General features: G+C 65.0%; 12 protein-coding genes, 3 pseudogenes and 1 riboswitch. Of the genes and pseudogenes, 9 read left to right on the top strand and 6 right to left on the bottom strand.

Annotation, left to right across the window (positions count from 1 at the left end):
- Positions 1 to 2: 2 nt before the first annotated feature.
- The 4 genes from phnE to C7I85_RS22220 all read right to left on the bottom strand — a co-directional run bounded on the left by phnE (position 3) and on the right by C7I85_RS22220 (position 4,088).
- Positions 3 to 962, bottom strand: a complete 960-nt coding sequence (gene phnE / locus C7I85_RS22235; RefSeq protein WP_106726218.1) for a phosphonate ABC transporter, permease protein PhnE — start codon at positions 960 to 962, stop codon at positions 3 to 5.
- A gap of 77 nt (positions 963 to 1,039) precedes the next feature.
- On the bottom strand, positions 1,040 to 1,954 hold the full coding sequence (gene phnD, locus C7I85_RS22230) for a phosphonate ABC transporter substrate-binding protein (RefSeq protein ID WP_106726217.1): 915 nt from the start codon (positions 1,952 to 1,954) through the stop codon (positions 1,040 to 1,042).
- Positions 1,955 to 2,029: 75 nt separating this feature from the next.
- Positions 2,030 to 2,872 carry a phosphonate ABC transporter ATP-binding protein gene (gene phnC, locus C7I85_RS22225; protein ID WP_106726216.1) on the bottom strand — a complete coding sequence of 281 codons (843 nt, stop codon included), beginning with the start codon at positions 2,870 to 2,872 and terminating at the stop codon, positions 2,030 to 2,032.
- 157 nt (positions 2,873 to 3,029) lie between these two features.
- Complete coding sequence (locus C7I85_RS22220) at positions 3,030 to 4,088, bottom strand: succinylglutamate desuccinylase/aspartoacylase domain-containing protein (protein ID WP_106726215.1); 1,059 nt, start codon at positions 4,086 to 4,088, stop codon at positions 3,030 to 3,032.
- Between the two features lie 143 nt (positions 4,089 to 4,231).
- Between C7I85_RS22220 and C7I85_RS22215 the strand changes: the two are divergent.
- Both C7I85_RS22215 and C7I85_RS22210 read left to right on the top strand, forming a co-directional pair.
- Positions 4,232 to 5,551 (top strand): annotated as a pseudogene (locus tag C7I85_RS22215) (amidase); the annotation flags it as partial.
- 192 nt (positions 5,552 to 5,743) lie between these two features.
- Positions 5,744 to 6,148: a Fur family transcriptional regulator gene (locus tag C7I85_RS22210; RefSeq protein WP_106726312.1), complete on the top strand. Its 405-nt coding sequence runs from the start codon at positions 5,744 to 5,746 to the stop codon at positions 6,146 to 6,148.
- A gap of 18 nt (positions 6,149 to 6,166) precedes the next feature.
- On the opposite strand, the gene C7I85_RS22205 is transcribed toward C7I85_RS22210, so the two are convergent.
- Positions 6,167 to 7,225 (bottom strand): D-TA family PLP-dependent enzyme, encoded by a 1,059-nt coding sequence (locus C7I85_RS22205; protein WP_106726311.1) that lies wholly within the window; start codon positions 7,223 to 7,225, stop codon positions 6,167 to 6,169.
- A 128-nt stretch (positions 7,226 to 7,353) separates the two neighbouring features.
- Positions 7,354 to 7,560, top strand: a riboswitch (cobalamin riboswitch).
- 171 nt (positions 7,561 to 7,731) lie between these two features.
- On the opposite strand from C7I85_RS22205, the pseudogene C7I85_RS31710 reads away from it, so the two are divergent.
- The 5 genes and pseudogenes from C7I85_RS31710 to C7I85_RS22180 all read left to right on the top strand — a co-directional run bounded on the left by C7I85_RS31710 (position 7,732) and on the right by C7I85_RS22180 (position 13,379).
- A pseudogene (locus C7I85_RS31710) lies at positions 7,732 to 9,602 on the top strand (TonB-dependent receptor domain-containing protein).
- Between the two features lie 34 nt (positions 9,603 to 9,636).
- Complete coding sequence (locus tag C7I85_RS22195; protein WP_106726213.1) at positions 9,637 to 10,536, top strand: ABC transporter substrate-binding protein; 900 nt, start codon at positions 9,637 to 9,639, stop codon at positions 10,534 to 10,536.
- A complete protein-coding gene (locus C7I85_RS22190; protein ID WP_106726212.1) occupies positions 10,533 to 11,537 on the top strand; it encodes a FecCD family ABC transporter permease in 1,005 nt (334 codons plus the stop codon). Before C7I85_RS22195 ends, C7I85_RS22190 begins: the two co-directional genes overlap by 4 nt.
- Positions 11,534 to 12,309, top strand: a pseudogene (locus C7I85_RS22185) (ABC transporter ATP-binding protein). Before C7I85_RS22190 ends, C7I85_RS22185 begins: the two are co-directional and overlap by 4 nt.
- 35 nt (positions 12,310 to 12,344) lie before the next feature.
- Positions 12,345 to 13,379, top strand: a complete 1,035-nt coding sequence (locus C7I85_RS22180) for a DUF6925 family protein (RefSeq protein ID WP_106726210.1) — start codon at positions 12,345 to 12,347, stop codon at positions 13,377 to 13,379.
- 38 nt (positions 13,380 to 13,417) lie between these two features.
- Here the strand turns inward: C7I85_RS22180 and polA are convergent, their stop codons facing one another.
- Positions 13,418 to 16,390: a DNA polymerase I gene (gene polA, locus C7I85_RS22175; protein ID WP_106726209.1), complete on the bottom strand. Its 2,973-nt coding sequence runs from the start codon at positions 16,388 to 16,390 to the stop codon at positions 13,418 to 13,420.
- A gap of 407 nt (positions 16,391 to 16,797) precedes the next feature.
- On the opposite strand from polA, the gene C7I85_RS22170 reads away from it, so the two are divergent.
- Together C7I85_RS22170 and C7I85_RS22165 are read left to right on the top strand one after the other, a co-directional pair.
- On the top strand, positions 16,798 to 18,186 hold the full coding sequence (locus tag C7I85_RS22170) for a M20/M25/M40 family metallo-hydrolase (protein ID WP_106726208.1): 1,389 nt from the start codon (positions 16,798 to 16,800) through the stop codon (positions 18,184 to 18,186).
- A gap of 17 nt (positions 18,187 to 18,203) precedes the next feature.
- Positions 18,204 to 18,821, top strand: coding sequence for a ribonuclease D (locus tag C7I85_RS22165; protein WP_106726207.1), 618 nt, complete (start codon positions 18,204 to 18,206; stop codon positions 18,819 to 18,821).
- Positions 18,822 to 19,640: the final 819 nt, after the last annotated feature.

Raw genomic sequence — 19,640 nt, 5'->3', positions numbered from 1 at the left:
GGTCAGCGTCCGAAGTCGAAGGATTGCGCGCCCACCAGCTTGGCGCGCAGCCAGGCGGAAAGCTGGTCGACTGCCACGATGGTGGTGAACAACAGAAGGATGATGGCGAGCGTCTTGGCCTCGTGGCCGCGGCCGATCGACAGGCGCAGCTCCTCGCCGATGCCGCCGCCGCCCACCGCGCCGATGATGGTGGAGGCGCGCACATTGATCTCGAAGCGCAGCAGCGCATAGGACATGAAATTGGGCATCACCTGCGGCACGATGGCGAAGCCCACGCGCTCGAACCAGTTGGCGCCCACGGCGCGCAGGCCTTCCTCGGCCTTCATGTCGGCGTTCTCGACCACTTCGTAGAACAGTTTTCCCAGCGCGCCGATTGTGTGGATGCCGACCGCGAAGATCGCCGGGATGGCGCCCAGCGAAAGCACCGCCGCGAAGAAGCCGGCGATGACGATTTCGGGGAAGGCGCGCAGGATTTCCATGTAGCGCCGCACCACGAAGCGCAGCAGGCGGCTGGCCACGAGGTTCTTGGCGGCGAGGAAGCAGAGCAGGAAGCCGAAGATGAAGCCGATCAGCGTGGAGAGCGCTGCGATGTTCAGCGTCTCCAGCATCTTGTAGAAATATTCGGGGACGTAGAAGCCCGAGCCGAACAGATAGACGCGGCCCTCGGGGTAATCGTATTTTAGGCTGCCGTCGAAATAGGGCGAGGGCAGGTCGAACAGCGCGCGCCACATCTCCCAGCCGTCGCGGGGCAGCATGTCGCCGGCGAAATCGAAGAAATGGGGCAGCCGGTCGAGGAATTTGCCGGCGTTGGATTCGTTGGCGAACCAGAGCGAACTGCCAAGTGCGATCGCCAGCGCGCCGACGATGAGGGCGGTGTAGAGACGGCGCCGAGCCGCCAGTTCATGCCAGTGCCGCTCGATGGCGAGGCCCTCGGCGGACAGGGTGTGGGCAGTCTGGCTCATGCCGTCTCCACTTTGGAAAGTCGATTATAGAAATGGCCGGGCGCTGTTCGCACCCGGCCATCGTCATGCGAGGGCTCTTAGCCGCCGATCTGCGCCTTACGGGCGTCGATGATCGGCTGGTAGAAGGCCGGCGTCACTTCGGTGTAGCTGGTGAAGTCGCCACCCTGGATGGCCGAGAAGCAGGCCGGGTCGGTCTTCGGCAGGTCGACCATGAACTGCTTGAACTTGGCCTTGAGGTCGGTGTCCAGTGCGGTGCGGATGACGATCGGGCCGTTCGGGATCAGCGGCGACTTCCAGAGCTCGACGAAGTCCTTCATGTCGATCATGCCCTTGGCGACCATCTTGTGCAGGTTGCCCGAGGTGTAGCCCTCGTCGAAGTTGCCGACGCCCGAGCCGAAGGTGGTGCCGGCGTCGAACTTGCCGTCCTTGACGGCGAGAACGAGGTTCTCATGGCCGCCGCCGAAGCCGGTCTCGCCGAAGAAGTCCTTCACGGCGACGTTGTTGAGGTCCTTCGGCAGCGAGGTGACCGGGATCAGGTAGCCCGAGGTCGAATCCGGATCGGCGAAGCCGAGCTTCTTGCCCTTCATGTCGGCCAGCGTCTTGATGCCCGAGTCCTTGCGGGCGACCATGATCGAGTAATAGCCCTTGGAGCCGTCGGTCTGCACCGTGGTCAGGATCGGCTCGACCGCATCGGCGTTGGCCAGGTAGATCTTGGCATAGCCCGAGGCGCCGAGCTCGGCGTAGTCGAGCGTGCCGCCCAGCAGGCCCTGGATGACGCCGTCATAGTCGGTGGCCGGGAACAGCTTCACTTCCTTGACGCCGATGGCGGCGGGCAGCTTGTCGGCGAGGCACTGGTAGTTGCGCAGGCTGTCGGCCTCGTTCTCGCCGCCGAGGATGCCGACGCGGAAGGTTTCCAGGGATTCGGCGCGGGCGGCGGTGCCGCACGAGAGGGCGAGGGCAAGCGCGCCCAGAAGGGCTTTCTTGAGCGACATGGTGTACTCCTGTTGGGTCGAAGTGTCGTTGCGGTTGGCAGTTGCCCTTCACGCGGGCGAGACGATCACGGTCGTTCAGTGCCCGGCAAAGGCGGGCACGAGGCTTCCGGCGGATTCTATTCTGGGCAGCCGCTCGGCGCGGATGCTGGTGGAGGTGATGGCCTCGGAGATTTCCTCGCCATTGGCGTCGGCGCCGTAGACCAGGCGCACGGCCTCGCGCGTCAGCTCCTCCGGCGGGCCGTCGAACACCACCTTGCCGCCGGCCATGCCGATAATGCGGTTGCAATAGGCGCGGGCAGTGTCGAGCGTGTGCAGGTTGGTGATGACGGTGATGCCTTCGCGCAGGTTGATGTCGCGCAGCGAGTCCATCACCACCTTGGCGTTCATCGGGTCGAGCGAGGCGATGGGCTCGTCGGCGAGGATCAGCTTGGGCTGCTGCATGAGTGCGCGGGCGATCGCCACGCGCTGCTGCTGGCCGCCCGAAAGGGTGCCGGCGCGCTGCAGCGCGGTCTGGGCGATGTCCAGCCGCTCAAGGGCTCCAAGCGCCATCGCGCGCTCCTCGCGGGAGAAGATGCCCATCAGGTTGAGCGCGGTGGAGCGGTGGTTCAGGCGGCCCAGCAGGACGTTGGTCAGCACGTCGAGGCGCGGGACCAGGTTGAACTGCTGGAACACCATGGCGCAGTCGCGCTGCCAGCGGCGCAGCGTGCCGCCGCGATGGGCCGACACTTCCTTGCCGTCAAAAAAAATCGCCCCATCGGTAGGATCGATGAGGCGATTGATCATGCGCAGAAGGGTAGACTTACCGGCGCCGGAGCGACCGATGATACCGACCATCTGACCCTGTTCGATTTCGAGCGCGACGCTGTCGACGGCGGTCTTCTTGCCAAAGCGGCGCGAGACATTGCGGATTTCGAGCATAGCGGCTTCCCTGTTTGGCTGTATCAGCCTCTTGGGAAGACTCCGCTAACGGACCAACATGAAACCGCCGTGTCAGTTACATGTCAGTTTTGTTACGTTGCACAGGGGCGAACGGCCCGTTCCCTATGCGAAACGGGCCGAAATCAGGCTTTGACGTTTACTGTTCCAGTGCGCCGGAGCGGGCATCGGCGCTGCGCGCCACACCGGCCAGCTTGACCAGGTCGTCGCCCGCGCGCGTGGCGCGGGTGGCGCGGCGGGTGAGGATAAAGCCGTCCTGCGGGGCGAGCACTTCCACGCGGCCGCCTTCCTCGCCGGGGGCCGACACGATCGTCGCCAGCCGCTGGCCGGCCTTCACGCGGTCGCCGGGCTTGACGTCATAGAGGATCGCGCCGGCGGCCGGGGCAGGCATCATATCTATGTAATCGATCGGCACGATCTCGCCCTTGAACGCCTTCGGTGTCTCGACCGACTTGTCCTCGATGACGCCGCGCGCGACCAGAAGCCGGTAGATGCCCTCGGCATCGGCTTCCGCAAAGCGCGTCTCCACGTCGAGGATGCCGCGATATTCCACGGTGGTCACCACGCGGCGCTCCAGCTTCGCCTCTTCGGCCGGCAGCTTCAGATAGGGGCGCAGCGACGCTTCGTCGAAGGATGCGCCCGACTCGTCGCTCCACAGCACCACTGCGTCCACGCCCATGCAGGCCGCGCAGTCGGCCATGGCCGGCCACAGGTCGCTCTGGATGTAGAGGTAAGGCAGGCCCTCGTCGTCGCAGTGCAGGTCGAGCACGATCTCGTGGCCGAGCGACAGCTTGATCAGCCGCGCCTTCAGCCGGTCGTCGGCGTTGAGGGGCTTGTCGTCACCCGGCAAAAGCTTCGCATCGGGCCGGTCGAGCCGCGGGAAGTCGCGGTTGAAATTGGTGCGCGAGCCGAGGTGATAGCGTCCCTGCGCCGCGCCGAAGAACTGCTGCGCGCGGCCCACCGGGTTGGCGCGCGGCACGATGGTGAGGTCGCCGCGCACGCGGCCCTCGGCCTCGGCCTTGCGCAGCTTCGGCATCAGCACGTCGATGGCCACCACGCCGGGCAGTTCGTCGCTGTGCAGGGCCGCCTGGATATAGGCCTTCGGCGCATCGGGCGCGGAGCCGGCGATGCGCAAGACCGGGAATTCATAGGTCACGCCGTCGCCGTTGCCGCGGATCGTTTCGATCGTTTTCTGCATCTTGTTCCCCTTGCGCGCTCTGTGCTTGACCGGCTCACCGAAAAGTGGGAACCGGTCTCCCGAAAAATCGTGATTGAATAGATGGATAGCGTCCGTTCACGGTAGGCAGCGATCCTTTTACCCAATCGCGCCGCCTTGAAGCAAGTTGGGGGAGAGCCATGCAGTCAAGCCGCGAACGTCTGGAAGCCATTCTCGCGCGCCTGGCGGCCCGGGCAGGCGAGGAGCGTGTGTTCACCGCCGTCTACGCCGATGCCGCGCGCGCCGCGGCCGACGCAGCCGACGCCCGCCGCAAGGCCGGCGTTTCGCTGGGCGCGCTGGACGGCAGGATCGTCTCGATCAAGGACCTGTTCGACGTTGCCGGCGAAACCACGCTGGCCGGCTCGGCGATCCGCCGCACGGCCGCACCGGCAGAGCGCGACGCCGTTATCGTGCGCCGCCTGCGCCAGGCGGGCGCCGTCATCGTCGGCAAGACGGCCATGACCGAGTTCGCCTTCACTGCGGTCGGCACCAACCCGAATTTCGGCATCCCCGGCAATGCGGCCGATCCGGCCCGCATCCCCGGCGGCTCGTCCTCGGGCGCCGGCGTTTCCGCCGGCGAGGGCACCAGCGAGATCGGCATTGGATCGGATACGGGCGGCTCGATCCGCGTTCCCGCCGCGCTGAACGGCGTGGTCGGCTTCAAGCCCACGGCGCGCCGCGTGCCGCGCGAAGGCGTGTTCCCACTTTCCTTCACGCTGGATTCCGTCGGCCCGCTCGCCAAAAGCGTGGCCGATTGCGCGCTGGCCGATGCCGTCATGGCGGGCGAGGAATTTTCGGGGCTGCGTGCGATGCCGCTCGCTGGCCTGCGTGTCGGCCTGCCGCATGGCCGTCTGCTCGAAGGCATGGAGCCGGCAGTCGAAGCCGCTTTCCAGCGCAGCCTGCGCCAGCTTGAAGCGGCCGGCGCGCATATCGTCGATCATCCGATCGATGACCTTGTCAATGCGATGGTCGAGGCCACCAGCGCTGGCTCCATCGCCGGCATCGAGGCCGCCGCGCTACATGCCGACTGGCTGGCTGATGACGCACTGAGCGCGCGGGTCGATCCGCGCGTTACGCGCACGCTCAAGCGGCGGGCCACCGTCTCGGCCGGGGGCTATATCAAGCTGATCGAGCGCCGCACCGCGCTTGCCCGCGCCATGGACGAGCGCCTTGCGCCGCTCGACGTGCTCGCCCTGCCCACTGCGCCGATCGTCGCGCCGCTCATCGCTGCGGTGGAAAACGACCTCGATGCGCAGGACCGGACGGACGACATCGTGCTGCGCAACCCGCAGGTCGGCAACCAGTTCGACCTCACCGCCATTTCGCTGCCCATGCCCGGCATGGAGCTGCCGGCGGGGCTCATGCTGTGTGCCCGCAACGGCCACGATCATCGCCTGCTCGCCGTCGCGGCGGCCGTGGAAGCCGAATTGGCCAAGGCGGGGTAAGGTAGCAGGGCCCACTCCCCCTGACGCCCCTTATTCGGCGCGCGTGCAGCCGCCCGTGAGGGGCCGTTTCCGGCCCAAATTCCCTCCACGGTGGCAATTTAGCCCGCCAATCGCTATTTGAAGTCGGGAGGTGACAATCCTGCCGTTTCGAGCCAAGTTTCGGCGGCGGGCAAGGAGATCGAGAGCAAAATCATGGCGGCAAGGGATACGCTGACGAAAAACCAGCTTCGCGTGCTCGAGAAACTCGAGGCGTCCAGCGGGCCGCTCAGCGCCTATATGCTGCTCGACCAGCTGCGCGATCAGGGTTTTCGCGCGCCCTTGCAGGTCTACCGCGCGCTCGACGGGCTGATGAATGCCGGCTTCGTCCATCGCCTCGAGAGCATGAACGCTTTTGTCGCCTGCTCGGAACCGCACGACCACAGCCATCGCATGATCGCCTTCGCCATCTGCGACAAATGCGGCCAAGTCGCCGAATTTTCCGACGAGGCGGTCGGCAAGCAGCTCGACGCCTGGGTCGGCTCCACCGGCTTTGCGGCCAAGAAGGCGGTCATCGAATTTCGCGGCACCTGCGCCAAATGCGCGGCGCTGGCGGCATAGGCCGCCGCTCTCCGCGCCTCAGGTGATGCGGCCGCGCGCCACCACCGGCCAGGATTCGACGAACTCTTCCCCACGGATGATCTGAACCTCGTCGACCATATTGACGACGACGCAGGCGTGGTTAGGCACGATGCGGATGCGCTGGCCGACCGTCAGCCCGATCTCGCCTTGCGAGACGAGGCGGCCGTGCTCTTCCGAAAGCGTGTCGATGGCGATGTCCGGGCGGCCCAGCACGTGGCCGTAGCCGGTCTGGCCGAACAGGTCGGAGGTCAGCGTCTTGGTGCCGGCGTCGACGATGGCGCGGTTGGGCGCGGGCACCGAAACCACGGTGGCCAGAACCGTCAGCGCGCAATCCTCCCAGCCGCAGGCGCCGCGTTCCACCAGCGACCGGTCGTTGTAGATGTAGGTGCCGGGCCGGTATTCGGTGACGATGGGCGCCTCGGCCGCGTCCATCATGCTGGGCGTGCCGCCCGACGTGATGACCGGCACCGCGATGCCGCTCGCCTCGATGAGGTCGCGCGCCTTGGTCATGAAGTCCTGCACTGCCGCCGCCGCGCCTACCGGCGGATAGGTCATCAGCCCGCCGAAGACGAGGCCGGGCGCCGCCGCGATCCGCTGCGCCAGCGCGGCTGCTTCCTCCGGCGTCGAGACGCCGCAGCGATTGGCGCCGGTGTTGCACTCCACCAAAACCGTCAGGAGCTTTTCCAGCTTGCCGAAGAAGGCCGAGAGCCCATCGACGACGACGGCATTGTCGGCGACGACGCTGAGCCTGAGCTTGTCGTTGAGCCCCGCCAGGCGCGCGATCTTGGCCTCGCCGATGATGTTGTAGGTGATCAAAACGTCGGTGATGCGGTCGCTGGCCGCGACCATCGCCTCGGCTTCCGAAACTTTCTGGCAGGTGATGCCGATGGCGCCGGCGTCGAGCTGCATCTCGGCCATCTGCGGCAGCTTGTGGGTCTTGATGTGCGGGCGCACGGCAAGGCCGTTCTGGTCGGCATAGGCCTGGAACTTCTCGACATTGCGGCGCGCCAGATCGAGATCGACGAGCACGGCGGGTGTTTCGATGCGCGAGGTCATTTTTATCGGGTCCTTCCGCGAGATGCAGGGCAGGGGCACGGTTTCCGCCATGCGTGGCGGTCGTGTCAACGTTCCACAGGCTGTTTCGATTGCAACCAGGGCGATTGACGTTGGGCCGCCGCGTGGTTACCAGTGGATTCGGAATTGGTTCCGCTTCGCGGCGGATGAAAAGGGAACACGGTGAGACCTTCGGGTCGAAGCCGAGACTGCCCCCGCAACTGTAACCGGCGAGCTTTCCTTCAACCAAGCCACTAAGAGCGCATCGCGCAATTGGGAAGGCGAAGGACAAGCGACGACCCGGAAGTCAGGAGACCTGCCTGTTCCGGTCACCCATGCTTGAATACGGGGTGTGTTCAGGCGCGGTCGTCCGTGGCGGTGACATTTGAAAAAGTGTTGCCGCAGCCGGATACGGCCGAGGGTGGAACGCGTCCGTTCCTCAGCCCATCGATCTTTCCCCTGCGGTTTGGAGACAAACCTTCGGGCGCTTTTGCGTCCGCCAGAAGCCTTTGGGGGCAGACGTGCAGAAATGGACAATTTGTGTTGGCGCATTCGCGCTGGCATTTACGGGGCATGCCAATGCGCAGGATGTCGAGAGCGGATCCGACGAGACGATAAAGCTCGACCGCATCATCGTCACCACGCCGCTGCGGCGCGAAACGACGCTCGAGCGCTCGACGTCCTCGGTCACCGTCGTCGACGAGCAGGAGATCGCGCAGTCGGCCGCGCCGGATCTGCCGTCCTTGCTGAAGCGCTACACCGGCGTTTCCATCGTGTCCTATGGCGGGCAGGGGGCGTCTTCCAACGTCTATCTGCGCGGCATGTCGGCCACGCAGACACTGGTGCTCATCAACGGCGTGCGGGCAAGCTCGGCCACGTCCGGCACTACCTCGATCTTCAACATTCCGCTGAGCGCCATCGAGCGCATCGAGATCGCCAAGGGCGCGCATTCGGCGCAGTACGGCGCGGACGCCATGGGCGGCGTCGTCAACATCATCACCAAGCAGGGCGGCCCTTGCGGCGAAGGGCGTGACCATTGCGCCTCGGTTACTGCCGGCGTCACCTATCCCTGGGGCGGGTCGCTTTCCGGCAGCACCCAGGGCGGTGCCAATGGCGTCAACTATTCGGTTGGCGGCAGCATCCTCGGAACCCGCGGCTACGATTTCACCACGCCGCAGGCCTGGGGACACGAACCGGGTGACGACGGCTTCCTGCAAGGCTCGGCCAACCTGTCGGTCTCCAAGGACTTCGACTGGGGCCGGCTTTTTACGGACGGTCTCTTTGCGCGCGGCCGCAGCCAGTACGACAACATTTATCCCAAAGATAACGAAGTCGACACCAGCACCTTTGCCGGCAAGCTCGGCGCGCAGATCCTGCATGCCGACGACTGTCCTCGACCGTCGAGTTGAACTCGGGTCTCGATTACTCGACGAGCTTCCGCAAAGGCGTGCCTGGCAATGGCAGGTTCGACACCCAGCGTTACGGCATTTTCGGCTCGACCGAGAAAGGCTTTCAGACCGGCAGCGTGGCGCATATCCTGACCGGAGGCTTCGAGGCCTATCGCGAACATGTCGATTCCACCGATTACGATGTCGCCTCGCGCACGTTGGCGGCGGTGTTCAGCCAGTATTCGCTGGAATACGAGGCGCTGCGCGTGGACAGCGGCATCCGCTACGATCACAGTGATCAGTTCGGCGGCGCGACCACCTACAATATCGGGGCCAGCTACGAACTGCGGCCCGATCTGGTGCTGCGCTCGTCCTATGCAACCGGCTTCCGTGCGCCAACCTTCAACGACCTCTACTATCCGGGCTACTCCAACCCCGACCTCAAGCCGGAGAAGTCGCGTTCCTACGAGGTTGGCCTGAACTGGCAGACGTCCTCGGGCACCAGCCTGGACCTCGCCTTCTACCAGACCTGGCTGACCGACGCGATCGCCTCCAACCCGCCGACCTACGTCCCGTTCAACGTCGGGCGTGCCCGCATCACCGGCTTCGAAGCGGTGCTGGGGCAACAGTTCAACGAGGAATGGAGCGGCAAGGTGAGCGTCGATATCCGCCAGCCGCTCAACCTGGACAACGGCAACTACATTCCCTATCGCGACCGCTTCAAGGCAACGGCCGAGCTGGGCTATACCCCGACCGAGCAACTGGCCCTGTCGGCCAAGCTGCTCTATGGCGCGGCCCGCTATGCCAATGCCGCCAATACGATCGAGCTGCCAGATTATGTGACGGTAGACTTCACCGCGCTTTATGCTCTCGACGCACAGTCCCAGGTGAAATTCTCCGTCGAGAACGCCTTCAACGAACAGTACTCCACCGTCACCGACTATCTGGCGCCGGGGCGTACAATTGGTCTTAGCTTTACCCGGACTTTTTAGGTTCTGGCGGCATCCCCTCCGTAGAAAGACAACGATGCGACAGGCAACGGCAACAAGGCAAAGCAAGGCGGAAAGGGTGGGCGTTCTTTCACGCGTGGTCGCCGCTGTCTCGGCACTTGTCTTTGCGCCGGCAGCCTCCGTGCCTGCGATTGCGGCAGAGCCGCCGCATCGCGTGGTGTCGATGAATGTCTGCACCGACCAGCTTGCCATGCTGCTGGCGGGCGAGGGGCAGCTCTATTCGGTGTCCTATCTGGCCTCGGACCCGTCCGCCTCGGTGCTGGCGGGCGAGGCGGGGCGCTATGCGGTCAACCACGGCCTCGCCGAGGAAGTTTTTCTCATGTCGCCCGATCTGGTGATTGCCGGCACTTACACGACCCGTACCACGGTGGCGCTGTTGCGCCGGCTGGGCTTTCGCGTGGAAGAGTTTGCGCCGGCAAGCTCCTTCGCGGACATTCGGGAGCACATCATGCGCATGGGCGAGATTTTGGGCCGGCAGGAGAAAGCCTTCGAGCTGGTCGCACAGATGGACGCCGAGCTTGCCGAGCTGCGCGCGCAGCCGTCATCCGGCAAGACCGTCGCGCTCTACTACGCCAACAACTACACCTCCGGCGCCGGCACGCTGGTGGACGAGACGGTGAAGGCGGCCGGCCTCGTCAACATTGCCGACAAGCTGGGCATGCAGGGCACGAGCCAGCTGCCGCTCGAACTGCTGGTGCTCGAGAAGCCCGATCTGGTGGTCACCAGCGAGGGTGAATATGCCGCGCCGGCGCTGGCCGAGCAGGGCTATGTCCACCCTGCCTTCAAGGCGCTGACAGGGGGCCGCAAGGCAGTCAATGTGCCCTCCAAATACACCATCTGCGGCGCGCCGTTCACGCTCGAGGCCGTGCGGATCATGCGGGATGCGGCGCGGACGCAGGAGGGGAAAACCCAATGATTGAAACCGCACGCTACCGCCTGCTTCTGGGACTGCTTGCCGCGGCAGCGATAATCCTCTTCGTCCTGTCGCTGACGGTTGGACCCGCCGCGATCGGTTTCGGCGAGAGCATCGCCGCCCTTTTCGATAGCAAGGAGGCCGGGCCGCTGGCGTTGATCATGCAGGAAATCCGCCTGCCGCGCGCCATTTTGGGGCTGATGATAGGCGCGACCCTCGGGCTTTCCGGTGCTGTGCTGCAGGGCTATCTGCGCAACCCGTTGGCCGAGCCGGCGCTGCTTGGCATCAGCGCCACCGCTTCCCTGGGCGCGGTGCTGGCCATCTATACCGGCTTTTCGCTGGTCTTTCCGCTCGGTCTGCCCCTGGCGGCACTTGCCGGTGCGGTGGTCGCGGTCATCGTGGTTCAGGCCATGGCCGGCATGCGCGGCGGCGCGCTCACCATCATCCTGGCAGGTGTCGCTCTGTCGAGCCTTGCGGCAGCCATGACCTCGCTGGCGCTCAACCTGTCGCCCAATCCCTTCGCGGCGCTCGAAATCATGTTCTGGATGCTGGGTTCGCTGACCGACCGCTCCATGACGCATGTGTGGCTCGCAGCGCCCTTCATGGTCGTCGGCTGGGCGATGCTGGCAAGCGTGGGGCGCTCGCTCGACACGCTGACGCTCGGCCGCGATGCCGCCGCCAGCATGGGCGTCGACCTGCGCCGCGTGCAGCTTCTGGCCGTGCTTGGCACCGCCGCCTCGGTCGGCGCGGCGACCGCCGTGGCCGGCGCCATCGGTTTCGTCGGTCTCGTCGTGCCGCATCTGTTGCGGCCTTTCGTCGGCGCGCGCCCGTCGCGGCTCCTGCCGGCAAGCGCGCTCGGCGGTGCCTGCGTGCTTCTGGCGGCCGACATTCTCGTGCGTGTCATCGCCCCGGGCAAGGACCTCAAGCTCGGCGTGCTGACGGCGATCGTCGGCGCGCCGTTCTTCCTTTGGCTCGTCTACCGCACGCGGAGGAACCTGCTGTGACCCTGCTTTCGGTAAAGGGGCTGCATGCCTCGCTGGGGGCAAGCCGGTGCTGAACGGTGTTTCCTTCAGCGTCGGCGAGGGCGAGTTCGTGGGCCTCATCGGCCCCAATGGCGCGGGCAAGTCGACGCTGCTGCGCGCGGCGCTGGGCCTCGTCGAAGCGCGCGGCGAAGTCGCCATCGCCGGGCAAAATGCTGCCGCCATGACGGCGCGCGAGCGGGCCCGCCGCATCGCCTATCTTCCGCAGGAGCGCGAGATCGGCTGGCCGGTTTCAGTGGAGATGGTGGTGTCGCTCGGCCGCGCGCCGCACCGCCCGGCCTTTGCCGGCCTCGATGGCGCCGACCGCGCCCGCATCGAGAATGCGATGGGCCGCATGGAGCTTGAAGAATTCCGTCGCCGACCTGCAACCGAGCTTTCTGGAGGCGAAAAGGCGCGGGTGCTGATCGCACGCGCGCTGGCGCAGGATGCGCCTCTGCTCCTGGCCGACGAGCCGACGGCCGGCCTCGACCCGTCCCACCAGATCGCCTTGATGCGGCTCTTTGCCGAGCTTGCGGGGGAGGGGCGCGGCGTGGTCGCCTCGCTGCACGACCTCAGCCTCGCCGCGCGCTGGTGCACGCGGCTCGTCCTGCTCGACAGGGGTTCTATCATCGCCGATGGCCCGCCGCGCGAGGTGCTGACGCGCGAGCGCCTGCGCTCGGTCTATGGCGTCGAAGCCCATCTCGCCGAAGCTGAAGGCGGCATGCTGGTGGTGCCGCTCGACATGGCCGCGCGGTGAAGGCCGGTCCCCGAACTGCCGATACGAGGAAAACCATGATCACCTTGCACGATCTCATTCGCGACCATCTGCGCCTCTGGCAGTCCGGCTGGAGCATGGGCACCTTCGGCGCGATTGCCGAATTTCATCAGGACCGCGACGAAATGCCGGTGATCGACGACGGCTACACGCTGTCGCGCGCGACCCGGCGCGGCGCGGTTCATATCGACCGCAAGCGGGTCGACCAGATCGTTCCGGTCGCCTACGAGACCTTGAGCCCGCGGCCGAACCGCTGGAGCCAGGCGGTGGCGCTGTGCATGCCTGACGCGCTGGCGCGCCGCGCCGCGCGGCCGGTGCTGACGGAACTCGGCCCCGACGACGACGCGGTGCGCGGCATCGACCGCACCGGCATCCTGTTCGACATGGGCCTGTCGCTGCCGCAATGCGATTTCTGCATCCGCACCAGCGACCCGAAGCTGCTTGCGGTGCTGCGCGCCAATCTCGGCCGCTCGCTGTTCGAGCCCGGCAACGACACCATGCATGCGATATTGGCCGCCCATCCGCACCGCGTGGCGCTCACCAATATCGGCCGCGTCGAGGTGTTCCAGAAGATCGGCGGACCCGACACGGGTGGCGTTTCGCCGGCCGGCCCGCACACCCATGTCCTGCCCAAGCTTTTGAAGACCGGGCGCACGCACTCGGCCAACACGCCGATCCCGGCGGGGCTGATGCCGCTTGCCTCGCTGCATCCTGGCAATCCGGTGATCGGCCCGATGGGTGAGGACACCGATTTCGATCCGGCCCTCCATCGCCAGTTCCAGGATCTTCTCGCAGCCTATGGCCAGCCGGAATTCGTGCGCCTGAAAACCGCCGTGCTTGCCGCCCTAAGGCACAGCGAGAAGCCGGAAAGCTTCGTCGTGCCGGACGGCCGCTTCGAGCGCGGCGTGGTGCGCCTTGCCCTGCGCCAGCAGGCCAGGCTTGCCGACCTTCTGCACGACGTCGAATTCATGCGCCAGGTGGCCGACTGGCGGCGCGTCCATGACCAGCGTTTCGAAGGCGAGGACGAGGACGACGATTCACCGGGCCATTGACGGACGGTTGGCTCAAGCGGGACAGCAGGAGCGAGGCGTCAATGCGCCTCGTCCCAATTGTCGGCGGCGCGGGCTTCGACCTGCAGCGGCACCTTCAGCGCCACGGCGGGCATGGCCGCACCCTCCATGACCGTGCGCACGACCGGCAGCGTCGCCTCGACTTCGGCGTCGGGCACTTCGAAGATCAGTTCGTCGTGCACTTGCAAGAGCATGCGGGCGTTGAGCCCGGCTTCCGGCAGCGCCTTTTCCATCCGCACCATGGCGCGGCGGATGATGTCGGCGGCCGAACCCTGGATCGGGGCGTTGATGGCCGCGCGCTCGTTGAAGGAGCGCACCTGCGGGTTGGACGAGCGGATCTCCGGATAGTGCGCGCGGCGCCCGAAGATGGTTTCGACATAGCCGTTTTCGCGGGCGAAGGCCTTGGTGCCATCCATATAGTCGCGAATGCCGGGGAAGCGCTCGAAATAGCGCCTGATGTAGTCGCCGGCTTCTTCGCGGGCTATGGAAAGCTGGTTGGCGAGGCCGAAGGCCGAGATGCCGTAGATGATGCCGAAATTTATCGCCTTGGCGCGTCGGCGCACCTCGGAAGGCATGCCCTGGACCGGCACGCCGAACATCTCCGACGCCGTCATGGCATGGATGTCGATGCCGTCGGCGAAGGCCTGCCTGAGCTGCGGAATGTCGGCGACATGGGCCAGCACGCGCAGCTCGATCTGGCTGTAGTCGGCCGACACCAGCTTGTGGCCCTTGTCGGCGATGAAGGCGGTGCGGATCCTGCGGCCTTCCGTTGTGCGGATTGGGATGTTCTGCAGGTTGGGCTCGGACGACGACAGGCGACCCGTCGAGGTGGCGGCCATTGCATAGTTGGTATGGACCCGCTTGGTCTCCGGGTGGATGTAGCCGGGCAGGGCGTCCGTATAGGTCGATTTCAGCTTGGTGAGCTGGCGCCAGTCGACGATTTTGCGCGGTAATTCATGGCCCGACGCTGCCAGGTCTTCCAGCACCTGCGCCGAGGTCGACCACTGGCCGGTTTTGGTCTTGGAGCCGCCCGGCAGGCCCATCTTGCCGAACAATATGTCGCCCAGCTGCTTGGGCGAGCCGATGGTGAAGCGCTCTCCTGCGAGCCGGTAGATCTCGTCCTCGAGGGCTGCGGCGCCCTGCGCAAGCTCGCCCGAAAGGCGGCTCAGGATCTGCCGGTCGACGGAAATGCCACGCTGCTCCATCTGCGACAGCACCGGCACCAGCGGCCGCTCCAGCCGTTCATAGACCGACGCCAGGCCCTTTGCCGCCAGGCGCGGCTTCAGCACGCGCCAGAGGCGGAGCGTCACGTCGGCGTCCTCGCCGGCGTAGCGCGTCGCCTTGTCGATATCGACGAAGTCGAAAGTGGTCGCCGCCTTGCCGTTGCCGGCAACGTCCTTGTAGGCGATCGTCTTGTGACCCAGCCAGCGCTCGGCAAGCGAATCCATGCCATGACCGCCATTCGCGCCCGCGTCGAGCACATAGGAGATCAGCATCGTGTCGTCGTAGGAGACGATGTCGATGCCGTAGCGGTTCATGATGACGAGGTCGTACTTCATGTTCTGCGCGACCTTGAGGACCGAAGGGTCCTCCAGGAGCGGCTTGAGAAGCGCCAGCGCATCGCGGACGGCGATCTGGTTCTCGACAAGGCCGCCGCCAAGCAGGTCGCCGCGCCCGCTCTTGTGGATCAGCGGCACATAGGCGGCGCGGCCCGGTCGCGTGGCGAGCGAAAAGCCGCAAAGCTCGGCCAGCATCGGGTCGAGCGAGGTCGTTTCCGTGTCGAAGGCGACAACGCCCGCCTCGGTCGCCTCGGCCACCCAGTCGGCCAGCGTCCTGAGGTCGCGGATGCAGACATAGCGGTCGGTGTCGATCTTCTCGGCGACGGCCGCATGCGCGCGTGTGTCGGCAAGCGCGGCCGGCGAGAGCCCATCCCCGGCTCGGGCCGAAACGGCTTCCGTGGCGGGTGGCGTCTCTGCAGCCGTCGTGGCAGCGGCGGTCTGCGGCGCGGACGCCTGGGCAGGGGCAGCAATATCCAGGTCCGGGCCGTGCGCCTCTTCTTTCCGCTGCACGACGACGGTCGCCGGCTCGATCTCCGCTGCTTCGGTGCCCGTCGTTTCGGCCACGCGGCGGGTGAGCGACGAGAATTCCATCGCCTTCAGGAAGGAGATCAGTTTTGGCCCGTTCGGCGGCTGCAGCAGGAAGTCGTCGAGGCCTTCGGACACCGGCACGTCCGCTTTCAGCGTCACCAGCTCGCGCGAAACGCGCGCCTTGTCGGCATTGTCGATGATCGTCTGGCGGCGCTTGTCCTGCTTGATCTCGCCGGCGCGGGCGAGCAGCGTGTCGAGGTCGCCGAACTGCTCCAGAAGCTGGGCTGCCGTCTTGGGGCCGATGCCGGGCACGCCGGGCACGTTGTCGACGGAGTCGCCGGTCAGCGCCTGCAGGTCGATCATCTTCTCGGGCGGCACGCCCCATTTCTCGACCACTTCCGGAATGCCGATCTGGCGATCCTTCATCGGGTCGTACATCGCAACCGATGGCCCGACGAGCTGCATCAAGTCCTTGTCGGACGAGATGATGGTCGTGTCGCCGCCGGCCTCGCGCGCCATCCTCGCATAGGTGGCGATCAGGTCGTCGGCCTCAAAACCTTCCATCTCGATGCAGGGCACTTCGAAGGCCCGGGTCGCCTGGCGGATCAGCCCGAACTGCGGGATCAGGTCTTCCGGCGGCGCCGAACGGTTGGCCTTGTATTCCGAATAGAGGTCGTGGCGGAAATTCCGCGAAGAATGGTCGAAGATCACCGCGAAATGCGTCGGCACGATGCCGACATCGGTGTTGCGCGCGTCCTTCATCAGCTTCCACAGCATGTTGCAGAAACCGGACACCGCGCCGACCGGAAGACTGTCGGATTTGCGCGTCAGCGGGGGCAGCGCGTGATAGGCCCGAAAGATGTAGCCGGAGCCGTCAACGAGGAAGAGGTGATCGCCTTTTTTCATGGTCAAAGCCCTACCGTGGAGGGCGAAAACTGTCCATTGCAAAGCGCGGAAAAGGGCCTGCGTCTTGCCGGTCCCTGACAGTTTTTGCCGATCACGTCTATGTTACAAAGTTGTAATGTGCGTGCCCTTGAATTGCCACGTTCACCGCTCCAAATACCTCGCATCGGCAATCTTATGCCGAGTCCGGAATAAGGCCCGTCCCCCGCCTGGACCGGACGTTGCGGCAGCCTAATCCCCCCTCTCCGGGCTGCCGCACCCTTTTTTAAAGCGCCGCCGTGGTTCCCCTCCACCACGGCGGCATTTTTTTGCCCTGTCGAAATCGTTGTCGTCTGGCCTAGTGCAGTCGGGCTTTTCGTTTGTGCCCGAGAGTTCTAGGTTGGCGCCAAAGAATCGAAAGGCCAGGAAACATGCTCGCCATCGCACCCGTTCTCGATCATCTCGACGCCAATCTCAACCAGAGCCTCGAGCGCCTCTACGAGCTGCTCCGCATTCGCTCGATCTCCACCGACCCGGCTTTTGCCGCCGACTGCCGCAAGGCGGCAGAGTGGCTGGTGGCGGATCTCAAGTCGATCGGCTTCGAGGCAAGCGTGCGCGACACGACAGGTCACCCCATGGTGGTCGCCCATCACGAAGGCCCGTCGCCCGATGCACCGCATGTGCTGTTCTACGGTCACTACGACGTGCAGCCGGTCGATCCGCTCAATCTCTGGGAAGACGATCCGTTCGATCCCAAGCTCAAGGAACTGAGCCCGGGCCGCAAGGTCATCACCGGCCGCGGTTCTTCCGACGACAAGGGCCAGCTGATGCTCTTCGTCGAAGCCTGTCGCGCCTATAAGGCCGTGCACGGCAAGCTGCCCTGCAAGGTGAGCATCCTGTTCGAGGGCGAGGAGGAATCCGGCTCGCCATCGCTCAAGCCTTTCCTCGATGCGAATTCGGAAGAACTGAAGGCCGACTTCGCCATGGTCTGCGACACCGGCATGTGGGACAGGACCACGCCGGCCATCTGCGTGGGGCTGCGTGGCCTCGTCGGCGAGGAAATCGTGGTGCATGCCGCCAATCGCGACCTGCATTCGGGCGAATTCGGCGGCGCTGCCGCCAACCCGATCCGCATCCTGGCCAAGGTGCTGGCCGACATGCATGACGACACCGGCCGGGTGACCATTCCCGGCTTCTATGACGGCGTCGAAGAGACGCCCACGCAGGTGCTTAAGTCGTGGGAATCGCTGGGCGAGACCACCGAAAGCTTCCTCGGCGAAGTCGGTCTCTCGATCCCGTCGGGCGAAAAGGGCCGCTCCGTGCTGGAGCTGACCTGGGCGCGGCCGACGGCCGAATTCAACGGCATCACCGGCGGCTACACGGGCGAAGGCTTCAAGACCGTGATCGCGGCCAAGGCTTCCGCCAAGGTCTCGTTCCGGCTGGTGCACAAGCAGGACCCGGACAAGATCCGCGCCGCCTTCCGCGACTTCGTGCGCGCGCGCATTCCGGCCGACTGCTCGGTCGAGTTCCACGAGCACGGCGGCTCGCCTGCCATCCAGCTCTCCTACGACTCGCCGTTCCTCATCAGGGCGCAGCAGGCGCTGACCGACGAGTGGGACAAGCCGGCGGTCACGATCGCCATGGGCGGCTCTATCCCGATCGTCGGTGATTTCCAGAACTTCCTAGGCATGGAATCGCTGCTGGTGGGCTTTGCGCTGGTCGACGACCGCATCCATTCGCCGAACGAGAAGTATGATCTCTCTTCGTTCCGTGGCGGCCAGCGCTCCTGGGCGCGCATCCTCGACGCCCTGACCCGCTGAATCTGGAAAGAGCCAATATGACCATCCGTTTCCACAAGAACGACCTGCCGGATCTGTCGCACTACAATGTCGATGCGGTTGCCATCGACACCGAGACGCTCGGCCTCAACCCGCATCGCGACCGCCTCTGCGTGGTGCAGATCTCGCCCGGCGACGGCACGGCCGACGTCATCCAGATCGCGCAGGGGCAGAAGACCGCGCCGAACCTGGCCACGCTGCTTGCCGACAAAAACATCACCAAGCTGTTCCACTTCGGCCGCTTCGACCTTGCGGTGCTCTGCAACGCCTTCGGCGTCATGCCGGAGCCCGTGTTCTGTACCAAGATCGCCTCGCGGCTGACGCGCACCTACACGGATCGTCATGGCCTGAAGGACATCTGCTCCGAACTTCTCGGCGTCAGCATCTCGAAGGTGCAGCAGTCGTCCGACTGGGCCGCCGAGACCTTGAGCCCCGAGCAGCTCGAATATGCCGCGTCGGACGTGCTTTATCTGCACCGCCTGCGCGACGTGCTGGTGGGCAGGCTGAAGCGCGAAAATCGCCTCGAGGTCGCGGAAGCCTGCTTCCGCTTCCTGCCGTCGCGAGCGAAGCTCGACCTGATGGGCTGGGACGAGGACGACATTTTCGCCCACAGCTGAGGCGGGAACACCCCGCAAATAGTCTCGCAGTTCCGGGATTGTCGACTGCGGTCACGCATTGTGGCTGCGGGTCGATAATTCTTGGAACAAAAGAAGGAGCGCGAAGTTATTGGCAATGATGCGTGGCGATGGCCTGGGTCGTTCACGATATTGATATTTGTCCTGTGGGGGAAACTTGTGTGACATAAGTTTCAGAGTAATGATGATTATACGGGGGCTTGGAGGTGAGTATGGTTTTCCTTGCGCTCTGGATAATTTCCACTGGCGTTACGCTGGTGATTGCTTCAAGTAATGGATATAATACAATCAACTGGATTATAATTGGATTATTTCTAGGACCTCTCGGTTTACTTCTATCAATATTGATGCCTCCGGCAAGAAATGTGCATGGCTGTGATACGCATGGCAGGGGGCCGCGACGCTGAACACGAACGCCTTAGCGGGCGGTTTCAGTCAGCTGCGCGGCTCCTTTTGATCCGGATCTTCCGGTCTAGCCCTTCGCGCTTCCCCTGAAACTCCACGCAAAGCCTCAAACTCCTTGTGCCAGACGATCCGGCGCTCCAGCGGGTTTTGCCTGACTTGAGATTGCCGGGGCTCCTGTCAGGATTGTTCTATCCGTGGGAGCCGTTCGGCATCGGAGGGAGCTGCCGAACGCCCCATCCCTCCTGAGAGCGTTCCAACCTAGCCCGCTTCGGCGGGCTTCTCTTTTGGGGCGGGAACTGTCAAGCGCAAGAAAGTACCCCGGATAGCAAGCTCCAGGCTCTAACGATGAGCACAAAGGATCGTGTCAGCAATTCAGGTGCTGCCGCGTGGTGCTTG

It is taken from the genome of Pseudaminobacter soli (ex Li et al. 2025) (assembly GCF_003012705.1).
Classification (GTDB): Bacteria; Pseudomonadota; Alphaproteobacteria; order Rhizobiales; family Rhizobiaceae; genus Pseudaminobacter; species Pseudaminobacter soli.
Note: the sequence above shows the minus strand (reverse complement) of the source record. Positions and strands in the feature narration are given on the sequence as shown.